Below are 16,152 nucleotides of genomic sequence, written 5' to 3'. Positions count from 1 at the left end.
ACCTCCTAATAATTCTTTATCAACTTAACTACCTTGTCCAGACTGGACAAGGCTAACTCAAGCTCACGCAGGGCTGTCATCTCAAAACTATAACCATATAGAATGATAGTCTGAACTTCCAGCTCGCGCCTACCAAGAAGATTGACTAATACTTTTGTCTGCTCTTCTGTCCAGCCCTGTTCAATCAAATATAAACGATTATCCAGTTGGATAGCAGGGTAACCAGCAAGGTCAAGATAATTTTCTTTCTTATCAACTGCATATCCATCTGATAACTTCCAAGTTGTCAAAATGGTCTCGTAAGCTAAAGCTCCCCCCTCAACTCCCAGATAATCTGCTGAAAAAGGTGTCAACATGTCGTCAAAATAATCTTCGCCGATCAAGTTAATTTGTCCAGATCCATCCATAAAAGTTCCTGTCTCAATATCATACGTATCCAAGTCTTCCAACAATTTCTGATCAGGCTTGACTACTTGATAATGCTTAAATCCACCATCAAAGTTAGGAAAACTAGGATTTCTCTCAAGAATTTTAGCACTCGCACGTTTTATCCGTTCACGAGAAATTTGGTCGATATAGCGATAACCAGCCTTATAGGCAGCTTCTGCTCCTTTTGCAGGAATTTCTGTTCCATCAGAGTTTGTCGTAAAAGTCGGTTGATCCAACTGTACCATGATATAGCGACGATTTCCTCCGTCCTCAGCATTTAACTGCATAACTGCATCAGCTGTTGTTGCAGAACCGGCGAAAAAGTCTAGAACAGTGGCAGATTTATCAAATTGATAATTAATAAACGACTTAATCAAATTTACAGACTTTGGATAAGAAAATACTTCCGCTAAATTAAGTTCATCTAGCCTATTTCTACCTTCCTCAGATAACGCTTTTATAATTGAATATGTTTTTGAAAATGCTTCGGTAATAGGAGTCAAACTATACATAATATGATTCCCATCACTACGTTTCTCAAGAAAAACCTCACCTGCATTTATCTTTCGATCGAGTTCATCTTTAAATTTTTGTCCTTTTAGCTCTAACGCTTCCTCATAAAACAGGCGTCGCTCCGTTCCTTTTTCATACTTACCAAAAGTTTTACGATAAATATCGTCATTCTTGATATATTCTACACCATCAATAGTAATTGTTTCAGACTGAATATTTTTAGGCTTCAGTAGAGGTTTCATTTTACTAATATTTTTTGAGTATACATTTACAATATCATGTCCTTTTACAACATACTTAGCTTGTCCTCCTCCTTTAGCTCTCTGGTGAATAATCGTTCCCACAAACTGTCCTTCTCCAAATATCTCGTCCAGAAGTAACTTTAGATTAGCTTGTTCATTATCATCGATAGAGACAAAAATAACACCTGTATCCTTAAGAAGACGTTTTGCTAGCCAGAGTCTTGGGTACATAAAGGTTAGCCAAGCTGAGTGTGTAGCACGACCTTGAATAGACTTAAGCCGAGAAAGTCCCTCCTCATCCATACCAAACATAGCTTTGAGACTTTCATCGCTATGAGAAAAACTGTCTGGATAGACAAAACCATCCGAGCCTGTATTATAGGGTGGGTCAATATAGATGACATCGATGCTGTTTTCATAACCAGCTTGCAAATGGCGCAGAACTTCCAAATTATCCCCCGTAAAAAAGAGATTGCGGCTGTTCTGATGAATCATCTCTTCATTATGCTTGATATTAGGAACAACTACCGTTTCTGAAAGCTCTCCTGTTTGTTTTTTTGCATAGTTCTTCCCGACAAAATCTAGTTGGTAGCCAGAAGACAACTCCGTTTGAATACTCTCCTTAGCTAGACTTCTCTTAAATTTGTCCATATCAAAGCTTTCGCCTACAAAGAAATCTGGAAGTTTACTCTTCAACTCCTTGAGAAAGGCTGATTTAGATGTGATGGCTTGATTTTCCATCCGAATATCCTTAAGCATGAGCCACCTCCTTCATGCTTATGGTACGCAAAAAGCCTGCCACAAAAGTAACAGGTATACGTATAAATAAAACATTAAAAAACTTAGCTATTCGCGAAATTATATATATATATATATATATATATGTGTGGTTTTTTATGCATAATTTCTCCTTGCATCTTCGGTTCATAGAGTTTTCTTAAGTATCAACCAAAGTTCTTTTGATATTTTTATTATATCATAATTTAAGCGATCAAATCCTAAAAAAATCTAATATACCCAACTCAAAACAACTTGCTTGACAAAAGCTTGACTTCATGGTTTAATATACCCCATAAGGGTATATTAGGAGGTGCCTATGTTTCACTTATTTACAAAAATTGACAGTATTTCTACCAGCGAGTTAGAAGCCAAACTCAAGGAACCAATTCAGCTACTGGATGTTCGGACGCCGATGGAATTTCGTAGAGGCCATATCAAAAATGCCAAAAATGTTCCTCTAACCGAAATTGGTTCCTACACACCAGCGACAAAAGAAACACTCTATGTCATTTGTCATTCTGGTGTGCGAAGCAAACTAGCTGCGAAAAAGCTAAAGAAAAAAGGATATGATGTCATCAATGTCCGAGGCGGTATGAGCGCTTGGACAGGTAAGGTCATCTAGATATATAAAGGAGAAAGTCAATGAAAATTATCATTGTCGGAGGAGTTGCAGGCGGTATGTCAGCAGCAACCCGCCTCAGACGTCTCATGGAAGACGCTGAAATCACTATTTTTGAGAAAGGTGCCTTTGTTTCCTTTGCAAACTGCGGACTTCCTTACTATGTTTCAGGAGAAATTGCAAACCGTGATAGCTTATTGGTCCAAACTCCTGAAAGTCTCAAAGCACGCTTTAATTTGGATGTTCGTCCTTTCCATGAAGTCATCAGCATTTCCCCAGCAAAGCACACTGTGACCGTACGCCATGATGGACAGGAATTCACAGAAAGCTACGACAAGCTGATCCTCTCCCCAGGAGCTAAACCATTTGTTCCTACCATTGAAGGCTTGGTAGAAGCTAAGAACGCCTACACTCTTCGCAATGTTCCCGATCTCGATGAAATCATGGCAGCCTTGGACAATCATCCAAAAGAAGCTGTCGTTATTGGTGCAGGCTTTATCGGGCTTGAAATGGCTGAAAATCTGGCAAAACGTGGCCTGCAAGTTACTATTGTTGAGAAAGCACCCCATGTCTTGCCACCATTAGATCAAGAAATGGCAGCCTTTGTCCAAGCAGAATTGGTTAAAAACGGTGTTCGCGTTATCACTTCTCAGTCTGCGACTCGATTTGAAGACCAAGGAAAAGTCATCGTTCTCGAAAACGGGCAAAAGATCACTTCTGCCCTCACTATCCTTTCTGTCGGTGTTGAACCTGAAAACGGACTGGCAAAAGCTGCGGGGATTGAACTGGGACTTCGTGGTGGTATCCTAGTCGATGAACATTACGAAACCAGTCAAAAAGATATTTATGCTGTCGGTGACGCTATCATTGTCAAGCAAGAAATCACAGGCCAAGATGCCCTCATCTCTCTCGCTTCTCCTGCCAATCGTCAGGGACGCCAAGTGGCAGACGTCATCGCAGGACTAGAACGTACAAACAAGGGCAGTATCGGCACTGCTATCGTTCGTGCCTTTGATATGACAGCTGCTTCGACTGGTCTCAGCGAACATATCCTTATCATGAATCAACTTCCTTACAAGGCACTTCATGTCAGCGGAAAAGACCACGCCGGTTATTACCCAGGAGCTACTGATATAACCTTGAAGCTCCTCTTTGACCCAACCACTGGAAAAATCTACGGTGCCCAAGGAGTTGGTAAGAAAGGCGTTGACAAGCGAATCGATATCCTAGCAACTGCTATCAAGGGAAATCTCACCGTCTTTGACTTACCAGAGTTAGAGTTTACCTATGCGCCACCATTTGGTTCTGCCAAGGATCCCGTCAATATGCTGGGCTACGCAGCCTTAAACCTTATCGAAGCTCTCAGCGACAACGTTCAATGGTACCATCTCGAAGACGAACTGGCTAAGGGAAAGAAATTCCTAGACGTGCGGACCAGTGGCGAACTCCAAAGTGGTCGACTTAAGGTAGACACTATACACATCCCCCTAAACGAACTACGGGAACGCTTGAATGAACTGGACAAGAACCAGGCCTACATCGTCAGCTGCCACAGTGGTTTGCGCAGCTATATCGCAGAGCGTATCCTCAAGCAAGCAGGATTTACCGTACAAAACCTTGACGGCGCTTATTCACTATACAAAATGGCTAACCCAGAAGGAGTAGAATATGGAAACTAGTATCAGTATGGCTGACTTTTATGAAAAATATCAAAATGAAAATTTAGAGCTTATCGATGTCCGTGAAGCACATGAATTCCAAGCAGGACATGCACCAGGTGCCAAAAATCTTCCGTTAAGTACCTTAGAGCAGGGCTACAAAGAACTCAATTCTGACCGTACATACCATGTCATCTGTCAAGGAGGAGTACGTTCTGCCTCTGCCTGCCAATTTCTCAGCGCCCAAGGCCTCACTGTTACCAATGTAGAAGGTGGCATGAATGCTTGGCCAGGTCAAGTAGAATAATCAAAAGGAGCTGGGCAAAAACTCAACTTCAGGAGAAAATGAAGTAAATTTCCCCACAATAAAACGCATACTATCAAGGCTTTCAACACCTGATAGTATGCGTTCTTTTATTTTAAAGACTTTTTCCAGCCTCTCTTGATTCACATTAAACTATTCTACTAGCAGAGATCTTTGCAACTCTCATCTCTTTATTTCCGTTTAATCAAGTATCGGATGGCCTTTTCTAGGCGTTCCTTTTGAGCTTCAGGATCATCTAGTGGCTGATTGATACATTCAGTAAGGTTTTCCGTAATTATCATCTCAATCACGCGCTCCACACTAGATTTCACGGCTGTCAGTTGCGTCACAATATCAGCACAGTCACGATCTTCTTCAATCATCTTTTGAATCCCACGCAACTGGCCCTCTGAACGTTTCAAACGAGTAATATACTTTGAGTTTGTCATTTCTTTTTCCTTGCTCGATTTTTCTTCATTATATCTCTAATCAGCTTCTTTGTCAAAATTCTCGCCCATCCAGCTCACTCAGTTCTGTTATCAAAGACTTTTCAAAAGGTAAACTAGCCATACTGATAATTTACTAGAGTTTTCTAGTTTTACCTTGCTAAACGAATACGAGTCACAATTCCGTCTGGGTCTGTGATTTCCAACTGGCTAGATGTCAGCCACTTAACTGGTGCATCAACTTCTTGCGCTCGCTGGGCAATCGTTAACAGTTCTTCTTTATGCGCGACTTCAATGACATAGTAGGCTAAACCTGGCAAACCTGCCTTACGCGGAGCCAGATTTTTTCCTCCCCATTCGTTGACTGCCAAATGATGATGATAATCTCCAGCTGCAATCCAACTAGCACTAGGCACACTAAATTTATCCTCTAGTCCTAACACCTTTTGATAAAACTGGCTTGACTTTCGACTATCCTTGACGGAAAGATGGATATGGCCCATTCTCGTACCATCTGCTAGGATAAAAGGCTCTACCCTTTCTCCCAACTCATAGATATCCTGCGCCGCAAGAGCCTCTGTCACCCCAATAATGCGTCCATCTTCTCGAATATCCCATGTGGAAACTGGCTTATCTCGATAGAGCTCGATGCCATTCCCCTCCAAATCTTCCAAGTAAAGGGCCTCACTGTAACCGTGATCTGCACCGCCAACAAGAGGAATCTGTAAATCTGTCAGGTGTTTCAAGACATCAGCCAAAGCCTTTCGTGTCGGCAAGAGAATGGCCAAATGGTAAAGGCCATAATGTTCCCTTACTTCTCCACTCTCTTGTGCTTGAATCAGTTGTACCAAGGCTTTTCCACCCAGGCCTAGAACTACCTCTGTCTCAGTTTGAGATAAGATTTCTAAACCAAGCACTTGCTGATAAAAGGCTGTTTGACTTGCCAAATCCTTTACATTTAAAACTGCCTCTGCCAAATAAATGTGGCTCTTGTATTCATAGGTCATAAATAGTCCTCTTTTCTGTTGTAATATTTTTTATTACAACTATTATATCATTCCCATCAAGAAAGTCAAGTTAGACAACTTATAGATCATGATTCTGTAATCTTGTCTATATGGGATTAGAACGAGAAAATCTATAGAGAATTGACAATAAAACCACCGAAAATTTTTAACCAATGCTATGATAACTCTCATCTCAATCCCAAAAAGAAAAGGAGCGGATATGATATCCTACTCCTTATTCTTATCAGAAAATCTAATTAGAATTAGTCTTCTTTTTTCTTGCGAGCAACAAGTCCAAATCCACTCAAGACACCTAAAAGTCCAAGTGCTGCTAAGCTAGAGTCGGCTTCTGTACCTGTGTTAGGCAATTCTTTTTGAACTTCAACATTTTTAGGTGTTGATGGTTGAGAAGCTGGTTGGTTTGGAGTTGATGGTTCAACATGCTTAGGTATGACTGTTACTGGGACTTCTACCTCTACGATTTCTCCTGATGGTAGTTTCACTTTTACTTTAACACTTGGTTTTTGTCCTGCCGTATCAGTTGCTGGGATTTCTCCAACTTCTACGATTTCGGCACCTTTTGGTAACTCAACATGTTTCTTAACATCATCTTTGCCAATTGGAGTTCCAACCTCTACTACGATTGGGGTAGTTTTAACTGTTTCTCTTGGAGCTGGAGTCGCTTTTGGAGTAACAGTTACTGGAACTTCTACTACAATAACTTTTCCATTTGGTAATTCCACAGTTACTTTGACTGGATCTTTCTTACCTGGTGTTGTCAAGTCTGGAATGTTTTCAACATTTGTGACCTTGCCACCTTCTGGAATCTTAATTCCTTTTGTGTAATCCTCTGGCGTTAATGGGGTAGATGTGACTGGTGTCTCAATCTCTTTAACAGGTGTTACATTAACTGGGACTTCTACTGTAATCACTTTTCCATTTGGTAATTCAACCGTGACTTTAACTGGATCCTTCTTACCTGGTGTTGTCAAGTCTGGAATATTTTCAACATTCGTTACCTTGCCACCTTCTGGAATCTTGATGCCTTTTGTGTAATCCTCTGGTGTTAATGGGGTCTTAGTTACTGGAGTTTCAATTTCCTTAACAGGTGTTACATTAACTGGGACTTCTACTGTAATCACTTTGCCACTTGGTAATTCAACCGTTACCTTAACTGGATCTTTCTTACCTGGTGTTGTCAAGTCTGGAATATTTTCAACATTCGTTACCTTGCCACCTTCTGGAATCTTAATTCCTTTAGTGTAATCCTCTGGTGTTAATGGAGTTTTCGTAACTGGAGTTTCAATTTCCTTAACAGGTGTTACATTAACCGGAACTTCTACTGTAATCACTTTTCCATTTGGTAATTCAACCGTTACCTTAACTGGATCCTTCTTACCTGGAGCTGTCAAGTCTGGAATGTTTTCAACATTTGTGACCTTGCCACCTTCTGGAATCTTAATTCCTTTTGTGTAATCCTCTGGCGTTAATGGGGTAGAGGTGACTGGTGTCTCAATCTCTTTAACAGGTGTTACATTAACTGGAACTTCTACTGTAATCACTTTTCCATTTGGTAATTCAACCGTGACTTTAACTGGATCCTTCTTACCTGGAGTTGTCAAGTCTGGAATGTTTTCAACATTGGTCACTTTTCCACCTTCTGGAATCTTAATTCCTTTAGTGTAATCCTCTGGGGTTAATGGAGTTTTCGTAACGGGAGTTTCAATTTCCTTAACAGGTGTTACATTTACTGGGACTTCTACTGTAATTACTTTTCCATTTGGTAATTCTACAGTGACTTTAACTGGATCTTTCTTACCTGGAGTTGTTAAGTCTGGAATGTTTTCAACATTTGTGACCTTGCCACCTTCTGGAATCTTAATTCCTTTAGTGTAATCCTCTGGTGTTAATGGGGTAGAGGTGACTGGTGTCTCAATCTCTTTAACAGGTGTTACAGTTACTGGAACCTCTACTGTGACTACTTTACCATTTGGTAATTCAACTGTGACTTTAACTGGATCTTTCTTACCTGGTGTTGTCAAGTCTGGAATGTTTTCAACATTTGTGACCTTGCCACCTTCTGGAATCTTAATTCCTTTAGTGTAATCCTCTGGCGTTAATGGGGTAGAGGTGACTGGTGTCTCAATCTCTTTAACAGGTGTTACATTAACTGGAACTTCTACTGTAATCACTTTTCCATTTGGTAATTCAACCGTTACCTTAACTGGATCTTTCTTACCTGGTGTTGTCAAGTCTGGAATGTTTTCAACATTTGTGACCTTGCCACCTTCTGGAATCTTGATGCCTTTAGTGTAATCCTCTGGTGTTAATGGAGTTTTCGTAACGGGAGTTTCAATTTCCTTAACAGGTGTTACATTTACTGGGACTTCTACTGTAATTACTTTTCCATTTGGTAATTCTACAGTGACTTTAACTGGATCTTTCTTACCTGGAGTTGTTAAGTCTGGAATGTTATCAACATTGGTTACTTTTCCACCTTCCGGAATCTTGATTCCTTTTGTGTAATCCTCTGGGGTTAATGGAGTTTTCGTTACTGGAGTTTCAATTTCCTTAACAGGTGTTACATTTACTGGAACCTCTACTGTAATCACTTTGCCATTTGGTAATTCAACCGTTACCTTAACTGGATCTTTCTTACCTGGTGTTGTCAAGTCTGGAATGTTTTCAACATTTGTGACCTTGCCACCTTCTGGAATCTTGATGCCTTTTGTGTAATCCTCTGGTGTTAATGGGGTAGAGGTGACTGGTGTCTCAATCTCTTTAACAGGTGTTACATTAACTGGGACTTCTACTGTAATCACTTTGCCATTTGGTAATTCAACCGTTACCTTAACTGGATCCTTCTTACCTGGCGTTGTCAAGTCTGGAATGTTTTCAACATTTGTGACCTTGCCGCCTTCTGGAATCTTGATGCCTTTAGTGTAATCCTCTGGTGTTAATGGGGTAGAGGTGACTGGTGTCTCTATTGAGACTGGAACGACTTCTACTACGTTAACAGGTACAGGTACCTCTTTAGTCGCAACTACTTTACCATCTTTCACATACTCTACCACTACTGTCGCTGGGATTTGTACACCAACTGTTGCTGTAGGTGGTACTGTTCCTGTTTTAACTTCTGTAACTGTTACAGTAACTCCTGATGGAAGCCCCTTCACGTTATTAGCTGCTTTTTCAGCCTGTTCTTTAATAGCTTTTTCTAGTTCTTGCTTATCACTATCTTTAAGAACTGTTACACCTTCTGGGGTTACTTTTGGTAATACTGTCACTGGGACTTTTACTGTCTCTTCACCATTTGCATACTTAACTTTAGTTGGTACTGTTACATCGGTTGCTCCAACTTTATCCTTTGTATCTGGTAAATCAGCTTCTGTTGGATCTTGTACTGTTCCACCTTGTCCTGGTGTTACTGCATCTTTTACTTTAGCTATTTCAGGTTTGTCGCCTTCAACAACGTATACTTGATCAGCATTTGAACCAACGACATTTACAGTAATTTCTGCATCTTTTGTATACTTAACGCCATCTACTGTATAGGTTACTGGGACTTTTACAATTCCTTTGTTTGTTCCTGCTTCCGATGTAATGGTTGCAAGCACTTCTTCTGTAATCGCTCCAACTTCTACATCTTTGGCACCATCTGGTAATTTAGCTTTGAAATCTGCTGAGCTTGCTACTTCTTCCGCTTTAGCTTTAGCTACTTCTTTAACTTTATCTGTAGTTTCACCTTTTGGTACTGTTACTTCACCTTTAGCAACTGGCAATACTGTTACTGGTACTATTACTTTCTCTGAATCTTTAATTCCTTCGTAAGTTACTGGAACTTCGACTGTTACATCTGTAGTTCCTGCTTTTCCAGTTGTTTCTGGTAATGTTGTTGGTTTACCAACTGTCCCGCCTTGTCCTGGTGTTACGGCATCTTCAGCTTTCGTTGGTTTATCACCTTCAAACACGACTACTCGTTTAGTTGTTGATCCAACTACTGTTACTGGGACTTCTACTTCTTTAGTACCAATAACGTTTCCTTTTTCATCAGTATATTCAATAACTACCTTAGCTGGTTTTTGTTCTCCTGTAGCAGTTGTTTCAGGTTTTTCTTTCACTTCTTTAACAGTTACTGTTACACCTGCAGGAATATTATCTTTTGGTAATGCATCCACTACTTCTTGAGCTTTTGCTTTAACCATTGTTTCTAAATCTGTGCTATCTTTAAGTACTGTTACTCCCGTTGGTTTAACAACTGGTAATACTTTCACAACTGCAGGTACTTCTACAAGTTTGTCTTCACCATTCTTAGCAACTACTGTTACCTTCTTGTCTCCAGGTGTTGTTGTATCAACTGGATCTTTATACTCAAAGGTTGTTCCTTCTGGATATTGCTCAGGGTTAATACTTTCACTTGCATCTGGTTGTGGTTTGGCAGGGTCTTCAAATACATATTGTGTCTCAGGGCTTACTACCACTACTTTAGCTGGTACTTCTACTAAAGTATCTCCATCTAATTTCGCTACAACGACTACATCTTTTTCACCCGCTGTTGTTGTATCAACCGGTTCTTTATACTCAAAGGTTGTTCCCTCTGGATATTCTTCTGGAGTGATACTTGATTTAGCATCTGGTTGTGGTTTGGATTTATCAGCTACAACAAATTGTGGAGTGCTATCAACTACACGAACAGTTGCAGGTACTTCTACAAGTACTTTATCCCCCTGTTTAACCACTACAGTTACTTTCTTATCTCCAGGTGTTGTTGTATCAACTTCTTCTTTGTACTCATATGTAGCATCGTCTGGATAGTCTGCTGGGTCAATATTATCTTCTGGAGACGGTTGTTTCTTGTCTGCACTTACTGGGACAATTTGTGGATATCCTGCAACAACTTTAATCGGTACATTAACAGTTTCTTCACGTTTATTATCCCCTGAACCGTATGTCACTGTCACAGGAGCTGTTAATGTGTCATCCCCAACTTTATCAGTTGTATCAGGAAGTTTAGTTTCATCTACTGTCTTCTCATTTCCTTTAGTAGTAACAGCATCTTTTAATTTTTCTGAAGATGGTTTATCTCCTTCTACTACATAAACAGGTTTTGCAGTTGAAACTTGTGGTTTAACTTTAATTGTAAACTCTTGATCTATTTCTTTCTTAGTATCAAACGTTGGATCCTGATCAAATGGATTATCTACAACATCATATCCCATAGATTTCAAAACATCAACACGTGCTTGAACTTTTTCTTCTGGAATTTTATCTCCTGATTTACCAGTAAGATCATCAATATTATATTTCGTATCTAATGGTGTTTCAACACCTTTATCATCTACAGAAACAAATTTAACTTTTGCTTTTTGATTGTCTTTTTCATAGGTAATCTTGATATTTACTTTTGGATCCGTAATTTTTGGTGGTTTATATCCTTCTTCTGGTTTAGCAGGATTTACCGGTTCTAATGGTGTTCCATTTCCATCTTTTGGAGTATATCCATCTTTATGAGGAATAATTTGTGTAACTTCACCAGTCTTGGTTGGATCATTTGGATCGTTAGGGAATGGAATCGGATCTCCATCCTTACCAGTGGTTGGATCAACAGGAATCCAGCTTCCAATCTTCGTATAAGTAACTTTATCCGTTTCATCAGGGATTACTTTTGTATCTTTTGCAGGGGTTGCTGCTTCTTTAGCTGGAATTTCTTTTTTATCAGCAATATATCCTGGTAGAACGTCTACTCCAACTTTATCCCATGTTTTATTTGGACTTTCCCAATCAGTATAGCTTACTTCTTTTGTGACAAGATTAACGGTCGCTTTTCTTGTGAATGGCACCGTTTGAACAGTATCATCCTTAACTTTTTCTTCAGCCGATGTATCTGAATCTTTCTTCACATATGAAATCACACGTTTAGCTGTTGTATTCAAGTCAGATTCAGCTAATCCCTCAGGCCATTTAAGTTCTGGGGTATCCCCATTTGGATCTACTGGACTATCTTTTTCATGTGGTGTTGATGAAGGAACTTCAATGATTCTAGGTTTAACCACAATTTTGAATGTTTGAGAAGGTGCTGGTGTACCATCTTGTGCATTGATATCTTCCTTGTCATCAAAAATTGGATGATGATTATCTTGAATATGGTATTCATCACTTTCTACTTCATAACCTTGGTTCTTAAGTTCTTTGATTTTGTTGTCAACATCTGTACTTGCTGGTAATTCTGAACCAGATTTACCTGTTAAATCAAAGCTAGAAACCACTTCATTTGCGGCTCCATCGACTTTCTTCTCAATCACTACTTTAGCTGTTTGAGTAGAAGGTGTATATGTAATTGGTGATTCCCCAAATTTATCCGTTGGTGTAAATCCATCTGGAACTTTATAGCCTTGAGTTGGATCATTTGGATTTTTCGGTGTTAATTCTTGTCCATTATATACTGGAGTATAACCTGGGATATATGGAATTGTTATCGTGCTAAAATCACCTGGAACCGTTGGATCATTCGGGTTATTTGGATAAGAAATCTTATCTGGTGCTCCTTGTGGTTTCTTTCCTGCTGGGTACTCAGGTACAAATGAACCAATTTCTTTATAAAGAACTTTCTTCACTTCAGAAGTTGCTGTTCCATTTTGTGCTGGCTTAGGAGCATCTTTTTCTGGAACAAGTTTATCCGCATTATCCACTAATAAATAATTATTAATAACTGGAGATTCAACTGAGTTATACTTACCATTAGTACCATCTGCTTTAGCATCAGTTAGTTTATCCGCTTCATTGTAAACTTCCCAATCAGAGTAAGTTACTTCTTTTGTTTCAGGATTAACTGTTGCTGTACGTTTGTAAGTTACTTTTTGCACCTTTTCAGCATATAAAGGAGTAGCATTATCTTTGTTTGCATCTTCTTCTTTTAGATACTTAATTGTACGTGTAACTTCTTTAACTAAGTCCTCACGAGTAACTCCTGCTGGATATTTACCAAGATTTTCATCTCCTTCTTTTACAGGTGTATCTGCTGTTTTTGGAGATACTGGAGCTGTTGTGCTTGGATTTGTTGGATCAGTTGTTACTGTAGGGTCTACTTTAATTAAGTCTAAGACATGAACAGTGACATTTGTTTCTGTTGATTTCTTACCTTCACTATCAGTTGATTGAACTTTTACAGTGTAATCTCCAACTTTAGTTGTATCTAGATTACCTGCATCACTTACTGCGATTGTTGGTTTAGTAGAATCAACACCATCACGATCATCTTCTAAGTCAGTTGCAGATGGTTTCGCTTTTTCTAGAACTTTATTATTATTCCATTTGTCAGCTTCTTTTGTTTTATAAACATATAAATCTTTTTTCTCAACTGCTACTGTTGGAGCTTCGTTTAGAACATTAGCATAAGCTGGATCTGATTCGTTACCTGCTTTGTCAAGCACAGTAACTTTGATACGTTTGTCAGGATTTGTTGTCTCATTCGCTTCTGTCAAATCTGTTCCTTTTGGAACTGGTACAACTAATTTACCATCGCGTACTTCAACTTTTGTTTCACCAATATACCAACCATCTTCTTTTTTATTTAAAGTAATTGGAGTTTTACTATTTGGTAACGTAACTTTCATTGAAGTTACTCCACCAATAGCTTCTTTAATATTGTCTACCTCAGTATCAGCATCACGGTCCGTTCCATTGTTTCTATCATTGTCAGCGATATCTTGTTTTTCTCTAGGTACATCTGTTAAATTAGTATCTTTTTCTGTTGGGACAGAAATTAATAATTCTGTTGGTTGATTTTTATCAGTTTTTTCTCCATTAATGCTATCAGTATGAACTGGTTCCACAGTAGGAGTTACTGGTTTAATCGTATCGATGTAAATTGTTTTGTTGTAGTAGTAATCTGGATTGTCTGTATTTCCTAGAGCATTGAATGTATTTCTATATGGACTATTTGGATTTACAACACCTGTATTTTCTAATACTCTGTTGCCTTGTAAATCTGTAAATCCTTCTTTAATTTCTGCAGTTACCTTAAAAGTAGCTGTCCCTTTGAAATTTTTTGCCGTTGTGAAATCAATACCGAATGTTCTTGTCCCATTCTTTGCTGGATCTGAATCCCCTGCATTGAATTTCAATCTAAGCGTTCTTGTAGCTTCATCATACGATACGACTTGGAAAGGACCAGGCCAATTCCATTCATTTGCTTTTTTTAGAGAATCTTTTAATTCGACACCTTCAGGAATTTTAATTGTGTATTCATAAGCGCCGTACGTTGGTAACCCACCAACGTTTTTCACAGTAACTCTTAATTGACCGGATTCTTTGTCTTTATAGAGAGTGTCTTCTCCATAAGAGGATGTAGCATTATTACGAACAACATCTGTTGTCATTTCTAATGCAGCACCAACAGCTAAGTTGACCCCACCTACAAAATATCCATCTTCAATTTCTGATTTACCATTTACTGGATAGGTCTTTTTAAATGCTGGTCCATCCTCTAGTGCCTTAATTGTTATTTTAATTTTTTTAGTCGTATTTGGAGTATTGATAATCGTTCTCCAGAAACCAAAACCATTACCATTCCCTCCATCACCATACGGAGTTGAAACGTGTGTAGTTTCATTATGATTATTCGCATCTGTTAGCGTTCTTAAAACTTCACCTGTATCTGCATCTCTAACTGTAATTTCTACTTTTTCACCAGTACCAGCAGTACCCATATTCCCATAGGCACCACCTGTTAGAACACTTAGGTATAATCTAGAGTTCGGATTAACATTAAATTCTTTCGAAATTTGTGTACCTTTCTTATTTAATTGAATATAATAATCTTTCCCTACAGCTGAATGTGCTGCATTATTTAAAGGAACACCAGGTACACTTGAGTAGTTAACACCATTTGCATAGTTTTGATTAGCTTTATTAGGTGCTAATGGATTTCCTGGAACAGGAGTATCATTGTATTGTCTGTCAATACTTCCATTATTATCGTAAACTTTAGATGGTTTCGGATCAAATCCAGCAGGTCTATCCGCTGCAACTTCTGTTGGAGCTTCTGGTTTAATCGCTGTTACATAATTATTTGTCCCTTCTATTTTCCATCCATCAATTTCATTTTCAATTCTCTTTTCTTTCCAATTATAAGTAATTTTACCAAGTTTTACTGGAGCTGGATTTGGAGAACTAGTACTATTTCTTGAATATTGATTTTCAACAGTAGCAGATTTTGTTTCAACATCTGGAGTATTAAAATCAATATCTCCAAATTGATTTTTCAAACTTGAAATAACGTTATCTACTGGGTTAGCTCCTACCCCTCTTTTATTATTACTAGTAGGACCTTCCGCTGCTTGTTCCCCTACACCAGTAGGAGTCGCTCTAAATCCACTTTCCCCTTTACCAGGAATTGCTTTTCCGTTTCGTGGATCTTGGTTTTTATTTGTTTTTTCTACTTTAGCTTCTGTTTCTGATTTATCTTCTACAGCAGGAGACACTTTTGGCATGCTCTCAATTACAAAAGCCTTTTCTCCTAATCTTGCAACAGTTTTATCTACCTCTGCCTGAGTTGCTTTATCATTTGCTGATAAAGCTTGAGCTTCTAATAGTGCTGCCTTGGCATCCTCAATAGTTTTTGATGTTTTATTACTAATTTCAACTTTATCTATAGCTGATTGAATACGTGAAATCGCTTCCGATAACTTACTAAAGTCTACCTTTGCAATATTTTCTGGTACTAGCTTATCTTCATTAACTAAAGCTTCAGCTGAAGTTACTACTGGTTTAGAAACTGGATCTTTAGAAGGAATTTCTTCTCTCTTGGTATCAGGGCTCGCAACATTCTCTTCGTGATTTAAGCTTTCTTGAGATGGCGATGACTGTGGATTAGACAAATTTGAGCTCGTTCTTGCATCGTTTCCTTGAATAGTATCAGCTTTTGCAGTGGCTCCACCTCCAAACATCATAAGCGCAGCAATTGCTACCGATGCTGCACCGAAACTATACTTTCGGATTGAAAATCGTTGAACTTTTTGTCCATGATATTTTTTTGTTCGTGAGTACATTACTACTCCTTTGCTTATATTTTATTTACATCAAGAAAAGTCAGTAAGACCCTCAAATTGATACCAAGAAAAGTCCCGACTTCACCTATTGTATAATATATATAA

The 16,152-nt window shown here is 38.8% G+C and carries 7 protein-coding genes; 3 read left to right on the top strand and 4 right to left on the bottom strand.

The window, feature by feature from the left end:
* Positions 1–5: 5 nt before the first annotated feature.
* Positions 6–1,943 (bottom strand): site-specific DNA-methyltransferase, encoded by a 1,938-nt coding sequence (locus DXN33_RS09000; protein WP_049552380.1) that lies wholly within the window; start codon positions 1,941–1,943, stop codon positions 6–8.
* Positions 1,944–2,280: 337 nt separating this feature from the next.
* On the opposite strand from DXN33_RS09000, the gene DXN33_RS08995 reads away from it, so the two are divergent.
* From DXN33_RS08995 to DXN33_RS08985, 3 genes are read left to right on the top strand one after another with little or no spacing between them, the layout of a single operon-like run.
* Positions 2,281–2,586 carry a rhodanese-like domain-containing protein gene (locus DXN33_RS08995; RefSeq protein ID WP_042749805.1) on the top strand — a complete coding sequence of 102 codons (306 nt, stop codon included), beginning with the start codon at positions 2,281–2,283 and terminating at the stop codon, positions 2,584–2,586.
* Between the two features lie 20 nt (positions 2,587–2,606).
* Positions 2,607–4,262, top strand: coding sequence for an FAD-dependent oxidoreductase (locus DXN33_RS08990; protein ID WP_115904916.1), 1,656 nt, complete (start codon positions 2,607–2,609; stop codon positions 4,260–4,262).
* Complete coding sequence (locus DXN33_RS08985; RefSeq protein ID WP_042749802.1) at positions 4,252–4,548, top strand: rhodanese-like domain-containing protein; 297 nt, start codon at positions 4,252–4,254, stop codon at positions 4,546–4,548. Before DXN33_RS08990 ends, DXN33_RS08985 begins: the two co-directional genes overlap by 11 nt.
* A gap of 188 nt (positions 4,549–4,736) precedes the next feature.
* Here DXN33_RS08985 and DXN33_RS08980 read toward each other — a convergent pair whose 3' ends face one another.
* The 3 genes from DXN33_RS08980 to DXN33_RS08970 form a co-directional block, all read right to left on the bottom strand.
* Complete coding sequence (locus tag DXN33_RS08980) at positions 4,737–4,994, bottom strand: metal-sensitive transcriptional regulator (RefSeq protein WP_000185159.1); 258 nt, start codon at positions 4,992–4,994, stop codon at positions 4,737–4,739.
* A gap of 149 nt (positions 4,995–5,143) precedes the next feature.
* Positions 5,144–5,998, bottom strand: a complete 855-nt coding sequence (locus DXN33_RS08975; RefSeq protein WP_115904915.1) for a VOC family protein — start codon at positions 5,996–5,998, stop codon at positions 5,144–5,146.
* 263 nt (positions 5,999–6,261) lie between these two features.
* The gene (locus DXN33_RS08970; RefSeq protein WP_115904914.1) at positions 6,262–16,047 is read right to left on the bottom strand and encodes a Rib/alpha-like domain-containing protein; all 9,786 of its coding nucleotides are present in this window, start codon (positions 16,045–16,047) and stop codon (positions 6,262–6,264) included.
* Positions 16,048–16,152 lie beyond the last annotated feature (105 nt).

Origin of the sequence: Streptococcus sp. NM (assembly GCF_003390135.1) — a bacterium.
GTDB lineage: Bacteria > Bacillota > Bacilli > Lactobacillales > Streptococcaceae > Streptococcus.
This window is presented reverse-complemented; position numbering and strand designations above follow the sequence as displayed.

Bases quoted from the DNA above. Each gene is read 5' to 3' on its own strand.
- DXN33_RS08985 (WP_042749802.1), top strand. From the start codon at position 4,252: ATGGAAACTAGTATCAGTATGGCTGACTTTTATGAAAAATATCAAAAT.
- DXN33_RS09000 (WP_049552380.1), bottom strand. From the start codon at position 1,943: ATGCTTAAGGATATTCGGATGGAAAATCAAGCCATCACATCTAAATCA.
- DXN33_RS08980 (WP_000185159.1), bottom strand. From the start codon at position 4,994: ATGACAAACTCAAAGTATATTACTCGTTTGAAACGTTCAGAGGGCCAG.
- DXN33_RS08975 (WP_115904915.1), bottom strand. From the start codon at position 5,998: ATGACCTATGAATACAAGAGCCACATTTATTTGGCAGAGGCAGTTTTA.
- DXN33_RS08970 (WP_115904914.1), bottom strand. From the start codon at position 16,047: ATGTACTCACGAACAAAAAAATATCATGGACAAAAAGTTCAACGATTT.
- DXN33_RS08995 (WP_042749805.1), top strand. From the start codon at position 2,281: ATGTTTCACTTATTTACAAAAATTGACAGTATTTCTACCAGCGAGTTA.
- DXN33_RS08990 (WP_115904916.1), top strand. From the start codon at position 2,607: ATGAAAATTATCATTGTCGGAGGAGTTGCAGGCGGTATGTCAGCAGCA.